We start from the raw sequence: 16,738 nt of genomic DNA on the forward strand, positions 1-16,738 counted from the left end.
TCGTTGCGATGGTTGTGTAGTTTTATGATTACGTAGTAAGTTGATGACGTGCTTATTTAATTTTCGCACTAATAGTGAAATTTTATTTGACACCTGGGGATGTTTTCATTTGAGTAGAATATCCTTTCAATAAAATTAAAACTGTTAAAAGACTTGTTAAAGATCGACTGACATTAAATTTCCTTTGAGTTCTCGGTGTATTTAACTATCTTTATTTTCGAAATTGAAATTAAGGTTTTACCAAAATGCTCAAACACTATAATATACCCATATTTATTCCAGAGATGGCTTGCCCCCATCAATGTGTATTTTGTGACCAACGGAAAATTAGTGGTCAACAACATATTCCTGATATTGAAGCGGTACAAGAAAAAATTGAATCCTATTTAGAAACCATCCCTGCTAAGCGAAGTCGAGTAGAGATCGCTTTCTTTGGAGGTAGTTTTACCGGAATTCCAATTGATCTTCAAAAAGCATATTTGGAAGCCGCTGCAAAATATGTTAATGGTTCTAGAGTAGAAGGTATTCGGTTAAGCACTCGCCCCGATTATATTAATGAAGACATCCTCAAACTTCTCAAGAAGTATAAAGTAAAAACCATTGAACTTGGTGCTCAATCATTAGATGAAGAAGTATTGGCAAAAAGTGGAAGAGGCCATACTGTAGAAGATGTAGAAAGAGCCAGCAAAATGATTATTGAAGCTGGTTTTGAGCTTGGCTTGCAAATGATGATTGGTTTACCTGGCGATACTCGTGAAAAGGCATTACATACTGCCAAAAGAATTATTGAATTGGGGGCTAAGAATACTCGCATTTATCCATGCCTAGTGATTAAAGGCACTCAGCTTGAAAGCCTAATGGAAATGGGGAAATATACACCCATGCGATTGACCGAAGCCATTTTATGGGTAAAAGATTTATACTTGCTTTTTGAGGAGGCTAATATAAATGTGATTCGTATAGGATTGCATCCTTCTGAAGAACTAGATCCAAACCACTCCTTAATGGGTGGGCCTTATCATGCCTCTTTTAAGGAGTTGGTGATGACGGAAATTTGGAAAGAACATTTGTTTGAGCGAATAGAATTCAAACCTGATAAGGCCATTATCATTTATGTACCTCACGATCAGCTGAACTTTGCTATTGGTCATAAATCGGAAAATGCCCAATTATTATCCAACCATTTTTCTTCAGTGAAAATAAAAACAGATGTTAAACTCATTAAAAGAGCTTTCTATGTTGATTATTATTGATGCCCGTATACCCGAAACTGCTATTGAAAAATTAAAAGAATTTGGAGAAGTTTTTCAATTGGAATCCTTTGGTACCGTCTATCCATCCATCAGTGGACATCCCGATATTTTTATGTTTCAAATGGAAGAGCTTGTCATTATTGCACCAAATGCGCCCAAGTCTTTGATTGATGCCTTGAAACACCATAGAATCACCTTCCTTAAAGGAAAAGAAAAATTGGGAAGTAAATTCCCCGAAACTACTTATTATAATGCTGTTTCTACTCCCGAATATTTAGTTCATAAACAAGAACTTTCCACTTCTTGCATCCTCCGCCACAGCGCAAAAAAGAAATTTATCTCGGTAAATCAGGCCTATACACGTTGCAATCTTTTGGCTTTGCCCGATGGCAGCTTTATTACTTCGGATAAAGGTATTGAAAAGACATTGATTGGAGAAGGATTAGAGGTGCATTATTTTGCTCCCCAAGATGTGGTTTTAAAAGGTCAAGACCATGGGTTTTTACCAGGTGCTTGTGGTATTTATGAAAACAAAGTCTTTTTCATTGGAAGCTTAAGCCAATATGCTGAAGGAGCTCCGTTGAAAGAATTATTAGAATCTAAAGACTTATCCATTGAAGAATTATACCAAGGCCCCATGATAGATGGTGGCGGGATTTTCTTCTTGAATTCTTGATTTTATTTCTCAAACCTTAGAGCTTTTCAAATTGTGATTACACCATATTTTTAACTCTCAAATCAACACTGTCCAAAAGAAGTTCCGTATTAAAAAAGATTCTTCACTTCATTTCATTACGTTCAGAATGACAGGGTGTTATAATTTGATAGGAAGGAAGAAGGGCTTTGCTTTTGGCATTGAAAAAAGCAAAGCCCTTCTTCCTTATGAATTGCCAAAACACCTGTCATTCCGATGCGTATCGAGGAATCTTTAATAATAATTAGGACGCTAATGCTCTCAAATATGACTTTTAAATGAGAAGGTTTGTATTCAATGGAGAAAATAATCATAAAAGCAATAATCGCCGGAAATGCTTTCCGGCTAAGCAGATGACCGATGCGATGATTGATGATCGATGTTGGATGCACAAATCCGGATGACTGATGTATAATGGTTTTTCCGGATGGTATTATTGTAAGAGCTTACAGCACTTTCTTGTGTCAAGCTCAGAATGACTTTCCTCTGGAAGGAGATTGTTAAAGGCTAAGCACCAATACCAAACAACCAATAATAAAAAAACCCTCTCCAAAAAATTGAAGAGGGTATCAAAACTATTTTTCCCTAAATCACGTTATGAAAACTTTCGTATTCTTTACCCCACAAAGATGCGGCTTTTGACTCCTCCCCAGTCTGGTCATTTTCCTGATTTTTCAGTTCTATTTACTTAAGTGTTTTTCCTTATATTTGAAGCTACTTTTAAAAACGTATGCTATGTATAGAATTATTTCCCTCTTTTTAGCTATTGCTTTTGCAAGCTTCTCTTTTGCACAAGGTAATGGTCAACTCGATGAATTCTCTGATTTTTCAACTTCATATACTTATGATTTCACCACTTCCGATGGAGTGAAGCTGAGAACTGACTTGTATTTACCCATCACTTCTGACAGCTTAATGGTAGATCTTCCTTTTGGTAACTTAACCTTTCCTGTTCAGGTGATTCCAAAAGGTGTTCAGCTGATTATTTACGATTCTGTAAATAATGATATCAATCCCAATCCTTATCAATTACCTATGGTTTTTACTAGGACACCTTATAGCAAAAGCGAAGATGATGCTTTAGCTATAGTCATGAATATGTTGGGTTATGCCTATACCTTACAAGATATGCGGGGCCGTTATCAATCTGAAGGGGTATACTTTCCTATGTATTCAGATGCTTGGAAGAAAGATGCCTATCATCCCAACCAAAGCCATGTGATAGATTTTACTGAAATTTCAGATCCTCATAATTCCATCTATCACCAAGATGGTAGAGAAAGTATCATGTTTCTACAAGACAGCCTACTTTGGGATTATGATCTCAATGGCGATGGAATCACCGATATTACCGACAAAGCCTATAATGGATATATGGCCATGTTTGGCGCTTCGGCCATGGGTAATTCTCAATATCAAGCTGCTGCTGCCTATCAAAAACCGGAGGAGGGCAACGATTTAAAAGCCTTGGTTCCCATCGTTTCTACTTTGGAATATTTTAACGGTGTGGTTCAGCATAATGGAGTATTCCGACAAGCATTAATAGTAAATTGGTTACAAGGGCAAATGGAAGATGTGGCCGTAGTCAATCCAGCTGACGATGATATGCAAAACGATGTGCATTCTACTTTCGATTTTGGAAACCTAAGCCCCGATGAGATCATTGATTTATGTATTGATCAGTTCTCCACTATTCCTGATGAAAATGGCTATACTGCCATGTATCCCAATTATACTCAACGTTGCGATTTGGATGGTTCTTATGCGCCAATCAATGAAATAGGAGAATCGGATCTTAATGGTAATATAAACAGATATAAAAATATGGAAGTTCCGGCTTATCATTTAAGTGGTTGGTGGGATATTTTTGTGGATGGGCAAATAGATACCTATCAACAAATCATGGCAGAAACATCTGAGGAGACTCAAGAACTCCAAAAACTCGTTATTGGCCCGTGGACTCATGGAACTATTGGAATGGATTCCGTAGGCGATTTGCGATACCCAGAAAGCGTGTTCGATATTAACATCCTCTATGGCGATATTTCTGATAATACCGATAATATTAGGGTGGATAAAATAGTGGAAAGCGAAGTGCTTTCTTGGTTACGTCATTTAATGAACTATCAAGAAGATAATTATTTAGGTGAGCCCAAAATTGTGATACCAGAGAGTGAAGATTGGCAAACTTTTGGTCCTTATCTGATCAGGGTTCCAGCAGCGGATTATAAAATTAGATTCCCAAGCTTCGTGAACTTCGTAACAGGGCATGAAGGATTAGCAGCCATGCCAGTACAACTTCAAACTCCAGATACCACCATTACTTTTGCTATAGATATTCCCGCCGATTCGAGTATACAAACACCTAGTAGCAATCCGGTTGGTGATCCTGCTACGCCTGTAGTTGACTTTCCATCGGTTAAAAATGTAAGATTTTATGTTCCTGGTCCTATAAACGATGGAATAAACGCCAACGAAAACATTGGAAATTATTGGTATGAAAGTGATACCTTTCCTTTAGAATATGGAGTGGAAGAAATCTCCTATTATTTTCATGATACGGAACAGAGCATAGATACAGCTTATCCTTTGGATGCTGCTGGACCAACAAATTATATCCATAATCCTGACAACCCAGTTCATACTATAGGTGGAGGCAATTTAACTTTAAGAACTCCTGTTGTAAATAAAACCAATGCTGGACCCATCAATTTAGCTTGGCCCGATTATGCACCATTGACATTAAACAGACCCGATGTGATTCAGTTCTCAACAGCTCCAATCGTAGATAGCCTCTGTATTATTGGTTATCCGAAAATGAAATTATGGGCCAGTACCATGGTAGAAGGAGGAGGGCTTACAGATACCGATTTCTTTATTCGAATTGTAGATGTTTATCCGGACGGTAGAGAGTTTTATGTTTCCGAAGGTGCCGTAAACGGGAGAGCCAGAGAATACGCACGTTCTTTAGCCGAGGGAAACCCAAATGACCAAGCCCTTTATTCTAATCTAGAATCGGGACAGCTTTACGAGTTAGATTTTAAGATGATGCCCATAGCCTATACCTTTGGTCACGATCATCAAATGAAGATACTAATCAGCTCCTCCAATTATCCACGCTATCAATCCAATCCCAATTTACCGATAGAGGAAGGTGAGTTTTTCCGTCGTGATGTTTTGGAAGAAAAGACCTACGAGTTTAATGGAGTAGAGATGAGTGCCCGTAGTGCTGAGCAGTCTATCTTCTGTGGTCCATATACGCCAACACAAATTATTCTTCCCGTTTATACCGCCTATGGAGTGGGAATGGAGGAGTCTTTTGTAAAAGATTCTCAGATTCAAATTTGGCCTAATCCTACTCAAAACCTCATTAGTATTTCTAATCAAAAACATTCAACCTTCGATATCAATATTCGAAATATCAATGGTCAATTATTGAGAAGCTTTTCCAGTTCTCAGCAATTATTCCCAGTAGATATGCAATCCTTAAGCCCTGGGATTTATTTGTTTGAAATCGTGAATGGTGACGGGAGCAAGGAAGTACGAAAGGTGGTTTTTCAGCCTTAGTTTTGATGATTACTGGTTTGCATAGAGCAAAGGGCGGTATCTTTTACTTGGTTGAGCGATAAGATTTAAAAACGCCGGAAAACATTTCCGGCTGTGCAGGGGTATTTGGGGTGACTGAAATATAGATAAACGCAGGAAAGCATTTCAGGCTGAACTATGGTTTCTCAACAAGTCTTTCAAGTTGATATGCAATCTTTAAGTCCTAGGGTTTATTTATTTGAAATAGTGAATGGTGATGGGAGTGTGGAAGTTCGAAAGGTGGTTTTTCAGCCATATTTTTATTGATTACTGGTTTGCATAGAGCAAAGGATGGTCTCTTTTACTTGGTTGAGCGATAAGATTTAAAAACGCCGGAAAACATTTCCGGCTGAGCAGGCCAATGCTTTGTTGGTTTTAATAATAAATATTTCTAAATCTAGAAATCATTAATATATTTGCTCTAAAATAATATACGCTAATACTTTTATCACTATGTATTTCAAACTATCTTTCCGAATCCTTCAATATTTGAGCATGACCTTAATGTTGGTCTTATTTGTAAATACAGTCTACTCTCAAAGTTATACCGATGTGGCTGCCTATTATCTCAATCTAGAAAAAGATACCATAAAAGGCTATATTAAAATAGAAGACAACTATCGATTGGCTCAATCCTTTTCCTTCAAAAATCCAGAATCAGAAAAGGAGTATCAAATCATTAAGCCTACAGATTGTCTTGGTTTTTTTTATGATGAGAATCGAACTTTTGTTTCATATACAGATAGTTTGAATTCGGACACCCTGTTTATGGAGCTTCTGAACGAAGGCCCTATAAATCTATATGCCTACTATTTAATGAATAAAACCGTCTACTATCTCTTAAAACAAGTAGATTCAAGATATTATAGATTGGCAAAAGAAGAAGATAAAATAGTTGTAAGAGATGATAGAAACCCAGGAGATGAATATACATTTGAACAAAAAGAATATCTATATGAGGATAAAAAATATCTGGGAATTCTTAATCTAGTGATGCAGGATTGCGAAAAAATTAAAAGCAAGATTCCTAATACCAAATGGAATAAACAGTCCATGATTAAACTGGTTGATACATATAACAATTGCATTGAACCAAGTACAAACTATAAGAGTAATCTTAGAAAATCAAAACTTGGGTTTGGAATTGAAATAGGAACTTTATTACATGCCATTCCAGAATTTGGTTCATTTTATGCTGCAAGATATGAAAATAGTGAGTATAAGTCTGGTGTAGGATTAAATATTAAAGGCTATGGCAAATTCCAAGTTTTAAAAGACTTATCAATTGATTTAGGCATTGGGTATTCATATATTGATATGAATATATTCAGTATACATTCTAATAACTATCATTATGAAGATGACCATTTCAAATTTCATCATTTGGACATTCCATTGAACCTACAATATAATTTAACAAAAACTAAACTGAGCCCTTTTGTATATATTCATACAGCTTATAGTTTTATTTTAAGCAATGAGATTGAGATAAATTCTAATAGTGAAGAGCTATCGGGGACCTTCCCTATAACAAATCTAAATACAACAAAATGGGAATGGGGAGGAGGTATTGGAGCCTCTTTCGATAAGACTTATGTTATTAAACTCGAGTATACCAATACAGATTACCAAAGAGGAATTAATAAATTAATGAATAATCAAACTTTTACTGTAAAGCTTGGGTATTTGTTTTAAGTTATTGTGACCTTGCCTTAGGCAAGAGAGGCAATCTCTATCAATAAAACTTAAGCCTACTAAAAAGATTTTTCGATATTTGCAGCTCATAAAACCTAATACATGGAATATCTTTTACTAATACTTGGCATGGTGATTTTAATCTATGGCGCCCACCTTATGGTGCAAGGCGCCTCTTCCTTTGCCAAAATGTTGAAAATTCCCAATTTAATCATTGGACTTACCGTAGTGGCCTTTGGTACTTCGTTTCCAGAATTAATGATTAATGTTTTTGCCAGTTATAATGGACAAAGCGATTTGGCTGTAGGGAATGTGGTGGGTAGTAATATCATCAATGTATTATTGGTTATAGGATTAGCTGCTGTTGTGAAACCCATGAAAATTCAAAACTTCACGGTGCGCTACGAGCTTCCTTTTAGTCTTTTAGCCATGGCACTTCTTTTTGTGGTGGCCAACGATGGTTTAATTAATGGAACTGATTTTTCTGTGCTTCATCGCTCCGATGGATTGATATTCCTGGCTTTCTTCCTCATATTTATCTATTATACTTTCGTAGTTACCACCTCTTCCCACGATAATCATGAGGAGGGTCATGATGTGAAAGAAATGTCCAAATTGAAATCAGCCTTATTTATCATTATTGGAATGGTAGGCTTATATTTTGGAGGGGAATTTATTGTCAATAGCGCTACAAAATTAGCCACAGAATGGGGCTTAAGTCAGGTGGTGATAGGTATTTTAGTAGTGGCTTTGGGTACGAGTTTGCCTGAGCTCGCAACTTCAATAGTAGCTAGTTTCAAAGGAAATGCAGATATGGCCATTGGTAATATAGTCGGTTCAAATATCTTTAATGTATTTCTGGTTTTGGGGGTTAGTGCCACTATAAGTCCTATCGAGTTTAACCCAAGTATTAATTTCGATTTAATGATTGCTTTTATATCTACCCTTCTACTATTTATCTTTGTTTTTACTGGTAAAGGGCGTAAAGTAGATAGAGTGGAAGGAAGTATATTCTTGGTGCTTTATTTTGCTTATGTGGTTTGGTTATTGGTTTAATTTTAAGATTTATTTCTATCCATTTTATTTATAGAAACTCTTTTCTAGCTCCTTTTCGGGCTTTGCGAAAAAACTTTGCGCTTACTTTGCGTGAACTTTTCTTCTTTTTAATTTGTTTCAAAAAGCGGTCCAGAGAGATCCTTAGTTTCATGAACTGGATGCTGAATATAAAGAGATAGCTGCTTCCATTGTCCCACGCAGAGAAAATGCAAAGAAAAACCCCTAAGTGCGCCAAGGGCATAGAGTAAATTAGAACATTCGAGCTTCAATGTCAGGGTTGCGATCCTTTCACTTCGACTCCGCTCAGTGATCGAAGGCTCTCACCCCTATGCCAAGTCCTATCGAAGAATGCTTCTCTAAGAAAACCCCGAAACCACAAGTCTAAGTACTTTAATATACTTTAAGTACTTCTCTTTAAACACCATAACTCCACAATTTCCTGCTCACGCCTTTTCAAATTTCTCTTGGTTTTTTTTGAGGCTTGTGCTACTGGTTTTTTGAGGAGGGCATGCTTAATATACCTTCTTCCATTTTCAAGTTCTTCTTCTATGGGATGTTTCTCATTGGGATGGGTGAGTTTAAGAAGGTTAGAAAAGAGTAAAACAAGTTGTCCATCGGGCTTCAATCTATCAAAGGCTTGCTCAAAGAATCTGGGGAATAGCTCTTCATGATAATAGATAGCCGTATCTAGATTTTCTATATTCCCCTTAGTCGGTAACCATGGAGGATTAAATACGATCAAATCTTGTTGTACTGCACTTTCCACAAAAAGATCGCCATAAAGCAACTCAATATTGGAGATATTTAGTCTTTTGAGCTCTTCCACCATTCCAATAATGGCATTGGGGTTTTGATCGCTAGATTGTATATTCTTAAAGCCATGATTCTGCAATTGGAAACTTAAAACTCCAGAACCTACTCCTAAATCAAAAGCATTTTCTTTCTGCATTTGATTGGCTTTTAAATACTCATCAAAAAGAATGATATGCTCAAAGCGAGTAGGGAAATAGGAGCCATACCAAGGATGTATTTTATGGGGAAGGGTCGGGATTTGAATTCCTTTCTCATACCATTGCCAAGCACTATTTAAACCTTGTATATCTGGGAAACTCAATGCGAATTCCTTTTGCTCTGGATAGAGAATTTTCAACCAACCTATTTTAGGGGCTTTCTTTACTCGTAAACGCTGATGCGAGACCTCTAAAATAATACGGTGTGATAATTCTCTGAAGTTTCTTCTTTTGGAACGCTCCTCCTGAAATTTTTGTTTCTCTTCCCATCTCAGATAGGCTTTCAACTCGTTTAACAAAAGTAAACCCGTGCTATAAAAATCTAGAATTAAGACATATTTACCGCTCAAAAGTACTTCTATAGCCTCCTCCAAGTCATCATGACGACTAAAGGCAAGTACTTCTAATTCACCTTGAATTATTTCTGGTCGTTGGGCTTTGATATTAGGCATTGAAAATATCAGTAGAGTTTTTAAGCGTGAACATTTTCCAAATTCCCCAAACCGCCGCTACAACTTTTAACGATATGGCTACAGTGAAAACCTCTTGTGCTCCCATCAGCTGCATGATTTTGAAATACCCACCTAATAATTCTAGAATATATCCCAAAAGAAAAAGGATGATGATATGTTTTACTTTCATAGATTTGATTTTAAGATATGATTCTGACTTGGTTCTTCCGTTTTAGCTTTTCGAACTCGTCTCTGCAAAGGTCTTAAAATCCTCCATATATTTAAACGATTGCTTTTTAAAAGCTCCTGGCATAAAAAAGGCAATTATTTTCATGAAACCAGAAAATCGAAAATCGTTTAAAGTAATCCATTTGGTTTGTCCATTTTCCTTATCATAGAAGAAATTATTGACTTCATTCCAAACGCCTTTGGCTTCATAAGTAGCAGAGAATTCATGAGGAAAATTTCTTTTAATAATGGTTTCAATCATCTCCACTTCGCGCATGCCCATTTTATATTTAAGCCGCGACTTTGCTCCCTTTTCTCCTACCAATCCACTTACATGCTCCATGCTCACAAAGCCTTCTTGCCAATGCTTCATATTATCAGGATTATCAAAAAGTTCAACAAGTTTTTCTCGGGGTAAATCCAGAATCATTTCCAATTGATATTTCATAATATAGGTTTTAGGAGGTAAAGATAAGATATGCAGCACCTTATATCTAGAACTTTAATTCTAAGGAGCTGTTAAAATGAGAAAAACTAATCTGATAATTAATTTTGATATTATTTATATATCAGCAATATTTAAGCCTGGCAATATTTGCTATTATCCTATAAATGAATAATATAATCAAAGCAAAACTGGAATACCAAGGTCGTTTTCCTTATCTTTGAAGATGTTTTGTGTTTTATGTGCCCTTAAATCAGTGAGTATTATTCCTAATTCCTTTAATTATGAAATCAGAAATTGCATCAACCAACGAGACTTTCCAATTCCTTAGTGGCTCCAGTGAATTTTTAAATATCATACTTAATAATATCAATTCATGTGTTTTACTGCTCAACGATAAAATGGAATTACAAGCCTTTAATGACTCCCTAAAAACCATTTTTTCCAGAAATAAAAACGAGGATCTCCGCTATAAAAGATGCGGCGAAGCCATTGGTTGTGCCTTTCATATTGAGGAGGGAAAAGACTGTGGAGAAACCACTCAATGTTGCAATTGCGAATTACGAGTTGCAGCATTGCAATCTTATGTGAATGATGAAGTAATCTACAATGATAGAATCACTAAACCATTCCTCACCTTTGATAATGAGAGAGTGGAAAAACAACTTCAATTTTCTACTCGACTATTCCTCTTTAGAGATGAAAAATACATCATTATGTTGGTAGAAGATATTACTGATTTAATTCATCCGGATAATAAAATTGCGAGCTAACTACTGTTGTTTTCAGATCAAAATCATAGCTTTATTTTGTCCAAGGATTATCATATTTGAACACGGATTCCAAACAATAGTATGCATAAGTGGGCATTGTTCGATTTACTTGTTAACCATTTAACAAGCGTTTAAGAATTAACAAGCCTGCCTCTATTTCATAAGGAATCATTTAGCTCTAATTTTGCCGAATATGATTAAGATTAGAGAAATATGAATATTCCAGATATAGATTTGCCTAGAATTGTTGTTATAGGCTGCGGTTTTGCAGGGCTCAAATTTTCCAAAAAAATAGACAGTAAAAAATACCAAGTCGTTTTACTAGATAAAAACAATTACCACACCTTTCAACCTCTATTGTATCAGGTAGCTAGTAGTGGTCTGGAGCCCGATTCTATTGTTTACCCTATTCGGAAAATCTTTAAAGGAAAGCCAAACTTTTATTTCAGATTGGCAGAAACCAAATCAATAAATGCTAAAGACAAAACAGTGGAAACCAATATTGGCCCTTTATCCTATGATTATTTGGTTATTGCCACTGGAGCTACTTCTAATTTCTTTGGAATGGATAATATCAAGAAGTATTCCATGTCCATGAAAAACCTGATAGATGCTTTAGATTTGAGGAGTCTGATTATTCAAAATTTTGAGAACGCATTAAATACTTCTGATCTAGAGGAACGAGAGCGTCTGATGAATTTCGTAATTGTGGGTGCCGGTCCAACGGGTATAGAGCTTGCAGGAGCTTTGGCAGAGTTAAAAGCACATGTACTTCCCAACGATTATCCTGATTTAGATATTCGTAGAATGCAAATTCATATTGTGGAAGCCAACGATAGGGTTTTAGCAGCTATGAGTTCTCATGCATCTGAAAAATCAGAGAAATATCTAAAGAGCCGCGATATTCATATTTGGCTTAAAACTTTTGTAAAAGATTATGACGGAAAAACTGTTTTTACCAGCAATAAAAACTTTCAATCGAATACCCTAATCTGGGCCGCAGGCATTAAAGGACAGTCTCCCCTTGGTATTGATTTAAAGAAAACCAAAGACCATAGAATCATAGTAGATGAGTTCAATACGGTAAAAGGATTTGAAAAGATTTACTCCATTGGTGATGTAGCTTCGGTACAAACAGAAGCCAGCCCAAAAGGACATGCCATGTTGGCTTCAGTGGCCGAGCAACAAGGAAATCAATTAGCCAATAACTTCAATAGAAAGGCCAACAAAAAGAAGATGCTAGCCTTTAGATATCAAGATAAGGGAACCATGGCCACCATTGGTAGAAACAAAGCTGTTGTGGACTTAAGTTTTATAAAGTTTGGAGGTTTTGCTGGTTGGTTTGTTTGGATGTTTGTCCACCTCATGCTCTTGGTTGATTTTCGCAGTCGTTTAGTGGTTTTTATCAATTGGGTATGGAGTTATATCAACTATGATAAAGGCACACGATTGATTGTTCGCAAATACTTGGGAACTGGGAAGTAAGGGTTTTAATTAACATCCTGTTATTAACACTCGTTCTGAAGCAAAATATAACACCATGAAAATCCTGAACCCCTCGGTGTTAGGACAATCCTTGTTTGATTGAATTTGTTTTGCTAAAAAACAAGAAACAATAGTATTCTAAAAATTATTAAGCATGCCTAGATATGGATCGGAATGAACCGTATTTTAGCTCACTGTTTTATTATAATACTCAGATTTTACAGAAATAATGAAATGAAGTTCAGAGTCGTTTTTAAAATGCAATAGATATAGAACAATATTAAAAAAGCAATAATAATTACCTCAATGTAGAGATAATTAAGTTCTATTGTAGAGTTCAAGTAGTCCAAAAACATACCCGTTAAAAAGATAAATCCTTATCTTTACACAAAAACATATACTATGCTTAATATTGCATTATTCGGTCCTCCTGGTGCTGGGAAAGGAACGCAGTCCGCCATCGTTATGAAAAAATATAATCTCTGTTATATTGCCACAGGCGATATTTTGCGTGCCGAGATTGCAAAAAAAAGCCAATTAGGGATAGAGGCTCAAAAGATTATTTCCAGCGGACAATTAGTCCCCGATGAGGTGATTATTCAAATCCTTGAAGAGAAATTAAAATCGGAGGATTCCTATGAAGGTTTCCTTTTCGATGGTTTTCCAAGAACTTATATTCAGGCATATATTTTAGATGGACTATTATCGAAAATGCATACTTCACTAACCAGCTTGATTAGCCTTGATGTAGATAATGAAGAAGTCACCCAACGTTTGCTCGAAAGAGGAAAAACTTCTGGACGTTCCGATGATACTGAAGAAGTCATCAAACAGCGGTTGGCAGAATACAAACAAAAAACCTTACCTGTATTGAATTTTTATGAGGAACAAGGTACTCATGCGCCAGTAAACGGCATGGGAAGTATAGAGGAGGTTTTCTCAAGAATTGAGTCTAAAATAGAATTAGCACTTTCTAAATCACAGATGAATATCGTTTTGTTTGGATATCCTGGAGCTGGACGAGCCACGCAAGCTCGCAAACTGGCTTCAGAATTTGGTTTGGTATATATTGCCACTGGCGATATGCTCACCGCAGAGCTCAAAACGAAAAGTGACATTCAGAAAGAGATTGAGCCTCATATTAAAGAAGGAACCCTAGTCCCTGATGAAATTATAGTTCGTTTGATTGAGCAAAAGATTAAGGATAGTCCAATCGCCAAAGGATTTATCTTTAAAGGATTTCCGCGTACTTTAGTACAAGCATATATCCTCGATGGCCTCCTTCGAAAAATGGGTAGTAAAGTAAGTAGTGTGATTGATATTGAAGTCCCAACTCTAGAGCTGGTAAAAAGACTCGATGAAAGAGGAAAAACAGATCACCGTCAACCTTATGATGTAAGTACTCAGACCATCGTTAAGAGGTTGGAAATGCATGAGAAAAAAACACTCCCTGTGCTCAATTATTATAAGAAGTCAGTAAAAACCTATCATGTAAATGGTGAAGGTTCAGTGGATGAGGTTTGGGAAAGAGTATATCCTCCTGCTCATGAAACTTATCGTACTGTTAGGTAAGCGTTTCGGGTCAAGACATTGAGACATAAAAAAAGGCGAAATTTCCATTTCGCCTTTTTTGTTTAATAAAATTTTAGCCCCAGAATTAGTTTTATACTGGATATAGATAACGATTAATCAATGGCAATCTTAATAATTTGAGTTTCAGTTTCAGTGCTTAATTCCATAAAGAATACTCCCTTTTTAAAGCTAGAAACATCTATAGTTTGTAGGTTTGAACTATCCTCGTTTGTATAAACAATTTGTCCACTAATACTCCAAATTTTAATACTAGTCAAAGCATTTACACTTTGAATATTAATAACATCTGAAGCTGGATTTGGATAAAGTTTAAATGTACTTTCAGCTATTTCATTTACACCAACACCACTTGAATGAATAAAATTTTCCATTACTGTAGTAAAGCCTTCTCCAGCCTCGTTAGTCACTGTTAATGATACATCAAAATCTCCACCTTCGAAGATAAATGTTGGATTTTGCTCGTTTGAGTCTTCAGTACCATCCATATCAAAGTCCCAAGACCACGTAGCTACAGTACCAACAGTTTCATCAGTAAAGTTTACTTCTAATGGTGCTAAACCATTAACTACATCTGCTGAGAAAGCAGGAGATAAAATTTCACCACCTTCTAGTGCTACTTCAGCAGCATTAGCTATAACACCTGTTGTGGCATCAATTAGCATGACTACCAAATCAACTTGTGCAGGATCAAATTCATCATCAAGGGTATAGGTAAACACATGAGTATAAGGAGTTCCATAAACTACATCAGCAGGAATAATGTTAGGTATACCATCCCAGCCACCAACTAAAACTCTACCAACATGCTGATAAACCATGTCAGCAGCAGGTACAGGGTTTGAAAGTTCAGCCCAATTGGTTCCATCCCAGTCAATTAAATCACCATTGCCTCCACCAGAATAATAGTTAGCTTGATTCCATGATGATCCTGTTCCAGTAATACCACTTTCAACAATAACCATAGACACATTATATGAAGTACCAGTAAGATCCATTGCAAAGTTTGATGTTGCATCAACTGTAATTTCGCGACTACCTTCATCCCATGTTTTAGCAGTTACTTGGATTTTTGCCAAAGGAATCTCTTGTTTTGCAGCCAAATATGCAGGTTCAAGAGATGATAATCCTGGATCAAAGACATTTTCTCTATTCATAACACCACTAGGATAGCCACCAATAAATTGTCCAACTCCATTATCATATTCTGTAACAGTCATTGGGTCACCATTATGAACACCAATTCCAATCCAAGAACCATCGGTATAATCGTGGGCCATAGTGTTAAGTCCAACTAAACCACGAGGACACCAGCCACACCAAGTTCCAGTTCCTTCTTCATAAACCACATTTTTAGCGAATATTTCGTTTACACATAAAACTTGAGCACTTAATGTATTATTATTTGGATCATCATCAGCGCCTTCTCCATTGATATTTTCAACAGTAAGTTCAATAGTATGATCTCCAACTTCTATTTGAGCAAGTTCAGGATGAGTAAATTCAAATGTAGTATTGAAGCTAATATCGAGATCCTCAAAGGTATAAACAGAGCTACTTACTCCATCAAGTGAATATACCACATCAAACGAAGTAATAGGTGTATCTCTTTCACTTCTAACAATACCAGTGATTTCAAGATCTCCAGCAGCAACTTTTGGTGCAATGATAAAATCGATAAGGTTGACATCTAGACCAACTGAGGAACAAACATTGGTGAAAACAAAAAACTCTCCAGGGGCTGGAGAACCTAATAATTCACATACATAAACATCTATACCAATTCCATTAGTCACTGTAAAGGAGCACTCTTCAGGATAAGAACCAGCAGTCCATACTAAACTAATATCTGCCATATCTGGAGCAGAAATAGTTGCACTTCCAGAAAAACCGTTGGCAATTGTGGCGGTTCCGAGTAAAGTAGAGCCTTCATATACTTTTACTGAGGCACCATTCCAGCCATCTCCATAGCTATCCTGCATGTCTATTACAAGATCACATTGTGCATTGACCATAGTTGTAAGTCCAAAAAACATCAGACATGATAAACTGAATAATAGTAGATTTCTTTTTTTCATAATAATACTTTTTGTGATTAGATTAGATAACAAAGATAAAAATATTCTAAACCAATACTATCTTTTTAAAATATTTATTTAAGTTTGTGGGAAATCCTAAATAAATTAACACTTGCAGCCATACAAGAGAATATCTTAGATTGATAACAGAAACTAAATATCGAAATAACTATTTGTCAAAGTATTATGAGTTCTTGTAGGGGGATACTTATAACTTACTATTAGAGAAAAATATACAGGGCGGACGCACACTTTTTTAACAAAATAAATCATATATAATACTATAGAACAAATCACTATATTGCTTTGATATTCAATACGATATAAGGAATGAAAACAACAAACAATCTAATAAGTATTTTTGGTACTATAGACGATCCTAGGAGCCATATAA

General features: G+C 36.1%; 12 protein-coding genes. 8 read left to right on the forward strand and 4 right to left on the reverse strand.

The genetic code is table 11. The features are described 5' to 3' along the window. The first annotated feature begins 245 nt into the window (after positions 1-245). The 5 genes from HNS38_RS09835 (at position 246) to HNS38_RS09855 (ending at position 8,283) form a co-directional block, all read left to right on the forward strand. Positions 246-1,253: an elongator complex protein 3 gene (locus tag HNS38_RS09835; protein ID WP_172279735.1), complete on the forward strand. Its 1,008-nt coding sequence runs from the start codon at positions 246-248 to the stop codon at positions 1,251-1,253. Further along, the gene (locus HNS38_RS09840) at positions 1,210-1,929 is read left to right on the forward strand and encodes a DUF6873 family GME fold protein (protein WP_172279736.1); all 720 of its coding nucleotides are present in this window, start codon (positions 1,210-1,212) and stop codon (positions 1,927-1,929) included. The genes HNS38_RS09835 and HNS38_RS09840 overlap by 44 nt, the downstream gene beginning before the upstream one ends. A 753-nt stretch (positions 1,930-2,682) precedes the next feature. Continuing rightward, on the forward strand, positions 2,683-5,514 hold the full coding sequence (locus HNS38_RS09845) for a CocE/NonD family hydrolase (RefSeq protein WP_172346377.1): 2,832 nt from the start codon (positions 2,683-2,685) through the stop codon (positions 5,512-5,514). 471 nt (positions 5,515-5,985) lie between these two features. After that, positions 5,986-7,227, forward strand: a complete 1,242-nt coding sequence (locus tag HNS38_RS09850; protein ID WP_172346378.1) for an outer membrane beta-barrel protein — start codon at positions 5,986-5,988, stop codon at positions 7,225-7,227. Positions 7,228-7,329: 102 nt separating this feature from the next. Then, entirely contained in the window at positions 7,330-8,283 is a 954-nt protein-coding gene (locus HNS38_RS09855; RefSeq protein WP_172279742.1) for a calcium/sodium antiporter, read from the forward strand. Between the two features lie 400 nt (positions 8,284-8,683). On the opposite strand, the gene HNS38_RS09860 is transcribed toward HNS38_RS09855, so the two are convergent. The 3 genes from HNS38_RS09860 to HNS38_RS09870 are packed head-to-tail and all read right to left on the reverse strand — an operon-like array spanning position 8,684 to position 10,421. Beyond that, positions 8,684-9,745, reverse strand: a complete 1,062-nt coding sequence (locus tag HNS38_RS09860; RefSeq protein ID WP_172346379.1) for a methyltransferase — start codon at positions 9,743-9,745, stop codon at positions 8,684-8,686. After that, a complete protein-coding gene (locus tag HNS38_RS09865; protein WP_172346380.1) occupies positions 9,738-9,935 on the reverse strand; it encodes a gliding motility protein GldL in 198 nt (65 codons plus the stop codon). The genes HNS38_RS09860 and HNS38_RS09865 overlap by 8 nt, the downstream gene beginning before the upstream one ends. A 42-nt stretch (positions 9,936-9,977) precedes the next feature. Further along, positions 9,978-10,421, reverse strand: coding sequence for an SRPBCC family protein (locus HNS38_RS09870; protein WP_172346381.1), 444 nt, complete (start codon positions 10,419-10,421; stop codon positions 9,978-9,980). A gap of 281 nt (positions 10,422-10,702) precedes the next feature. On the opposite strand from HNS38_RS09870, the gene HNS38_RS09875 reads away from it, so the two are divergent. The 3 genes from HNS38_RS09875 (at position 10,703) to HNS38_RS09885 (ending at position 14,248) form a co-directional block, all read left to right on the forward strand. Further along, positions 10,703-11,191, forward strand: coding sequence for a hypothetical protein (locus HNS38_RS09875; protein WP_172279748.1), 489 nt, complete (start codon positions 10,703-10,705; stop codon positions 11,189-11,191). Between the two features lie 213 nt (positions 11,192-11,404). Further along, on the forward strand, positions 11,405-12,676 hold the full coding sequence (locus HNS38_RS09880; RefSeq protein ID WP_172279750.1) for an NAD(P)/FAD-dependent oxidoreductase: 1,272 nt from the start codon (positions 11,405-11,407) through the stop codon (positions 12,674-12,676). A 402-nt stretch (positions 12,677-13,078) separates the two neighbouring features. After that, positions 13,079-14,248: an adenylate kinase gene (locus HNS38_RS09885; RefSeq protein WP_172279752.1), complete on the forward strand. Its 1,170-nt coding sequence runs from the start codon at positions 13,079-13,081 to the stop codon at positions 14,246-14,248. A gap of 113 nt (positions 14,249-14,361) precedes the next feature. On the opposite strand, the gene HNS38_RS09890 is transcribed toward HNS38_RS09885, so the two are convergent. After that, positions 14,362-16,344 carry a T9SS type A sorting domain-containing protein gene (locus HNS38_RS09890; protein WP_172346382.1) on the reverse strand — a complete coding sequence of 661 codons (1,983 nt, stop codon included), beginning with the start codon at positions 16,342-16,344 and terminating at the stop codon, positions 14,362-14,364. Positions 16,345-16,738: the final 394 nt, after the last annotated feature.

It is taken from the genome of Lentimicrobium sp. L6, assembly GCF_013166655.1.
Lineage (GTDB): Bacteria > Bacteroidota > Bacteroidia > Bacteroidales > UBA12170 > UBA12170.

Excerpts from the sequence above, each read along its gene's own strand:
- HNS38_RS09855 (WP_172279742.1), top strand. The coding sequence starts at position 7,330 with ATGGAATATCTTTTACTAATACTTGGCATGGTGATTTTAATCTATGGC.
- HNS38_RS09875 (WP_172279748.1), top strand. The coding sequence starts at position 10,703 with ATGAAATCAGAAATTGCATCAACCAACGAGACTTTCCAATTCCTTAGT.
- HNS38_RS09835 (WP_172279735.1), top strand. The coding sequence starts at position 246 with ATGCTCAAACACTATAATATACCCATATTTATTCCAGAGATGGCTTGC.
- HNS38_RS09890 (WP_172346382.1), bottom strand. The coding sequence starts at position 16,344 with ATGAAAAAAAGAAATCTACTATTATTCAGTTTATCATGTCTGATGTTT.
- HNS38_RS09865 (WP_172346380.1), bottom strand. The coding sequence starts at position 9,935 with ATGAAAGTAAAACATATCATCATCCTTTTTCTTTTGGGATATATTCTA.
- HNS38_RS09840 (WP_172279736.1), top strand. The coding sequence starts at position 1,210 with ATGTTAAACTCATTAAAAGAGCTTTCTATGTTGATTATTATTGATGCC.
- HNS38_RS09880 (WP_172279750.1), top strand. The coding sequence starts at position 11,405 with ATGAATATTCCAGATATAGATTTGCCTAGAATTGTTGTTATAGGCTGC.
- HNS38_RS09845 (WP_172346377.1), top strand. The coding sequence starts at position 2,683 with ATGTATAGAATTATTTCCCTCTTTTTAGCTATTGCTTTTGCAAGCTTC.
- HNS38_RS09850 (WP_172346378.1), top strand. The coding sequence starts at position 5,986 with ATGTATTTCAAACTATCTTTCCGAATCCTTCAATATTTGAGCATGACC.
- HNS38_RS09885 (WP_172279752.1), top strand. The coding sequence starts at position 13,079 with ATGCTTAATATTGCATTATTCGGTCCTCCTGGTGCTGGGAAAGGAACG.
- HNS38_RS09860 (WP_172346379.1), bottom strand. The coding sequence starts at position 9,745 with ATGCCTAATATCAAAGCCCAACGACCAGAAATAATTCAAGGTGAATTA.
- HNS38_RS09870 (WP_172346381.1), bottom strand. The coding sequence starts at position 10,421 with ATGAAATATCAATTGGAAATGATTCTGGATTTACCCCGAGAAAAACTT.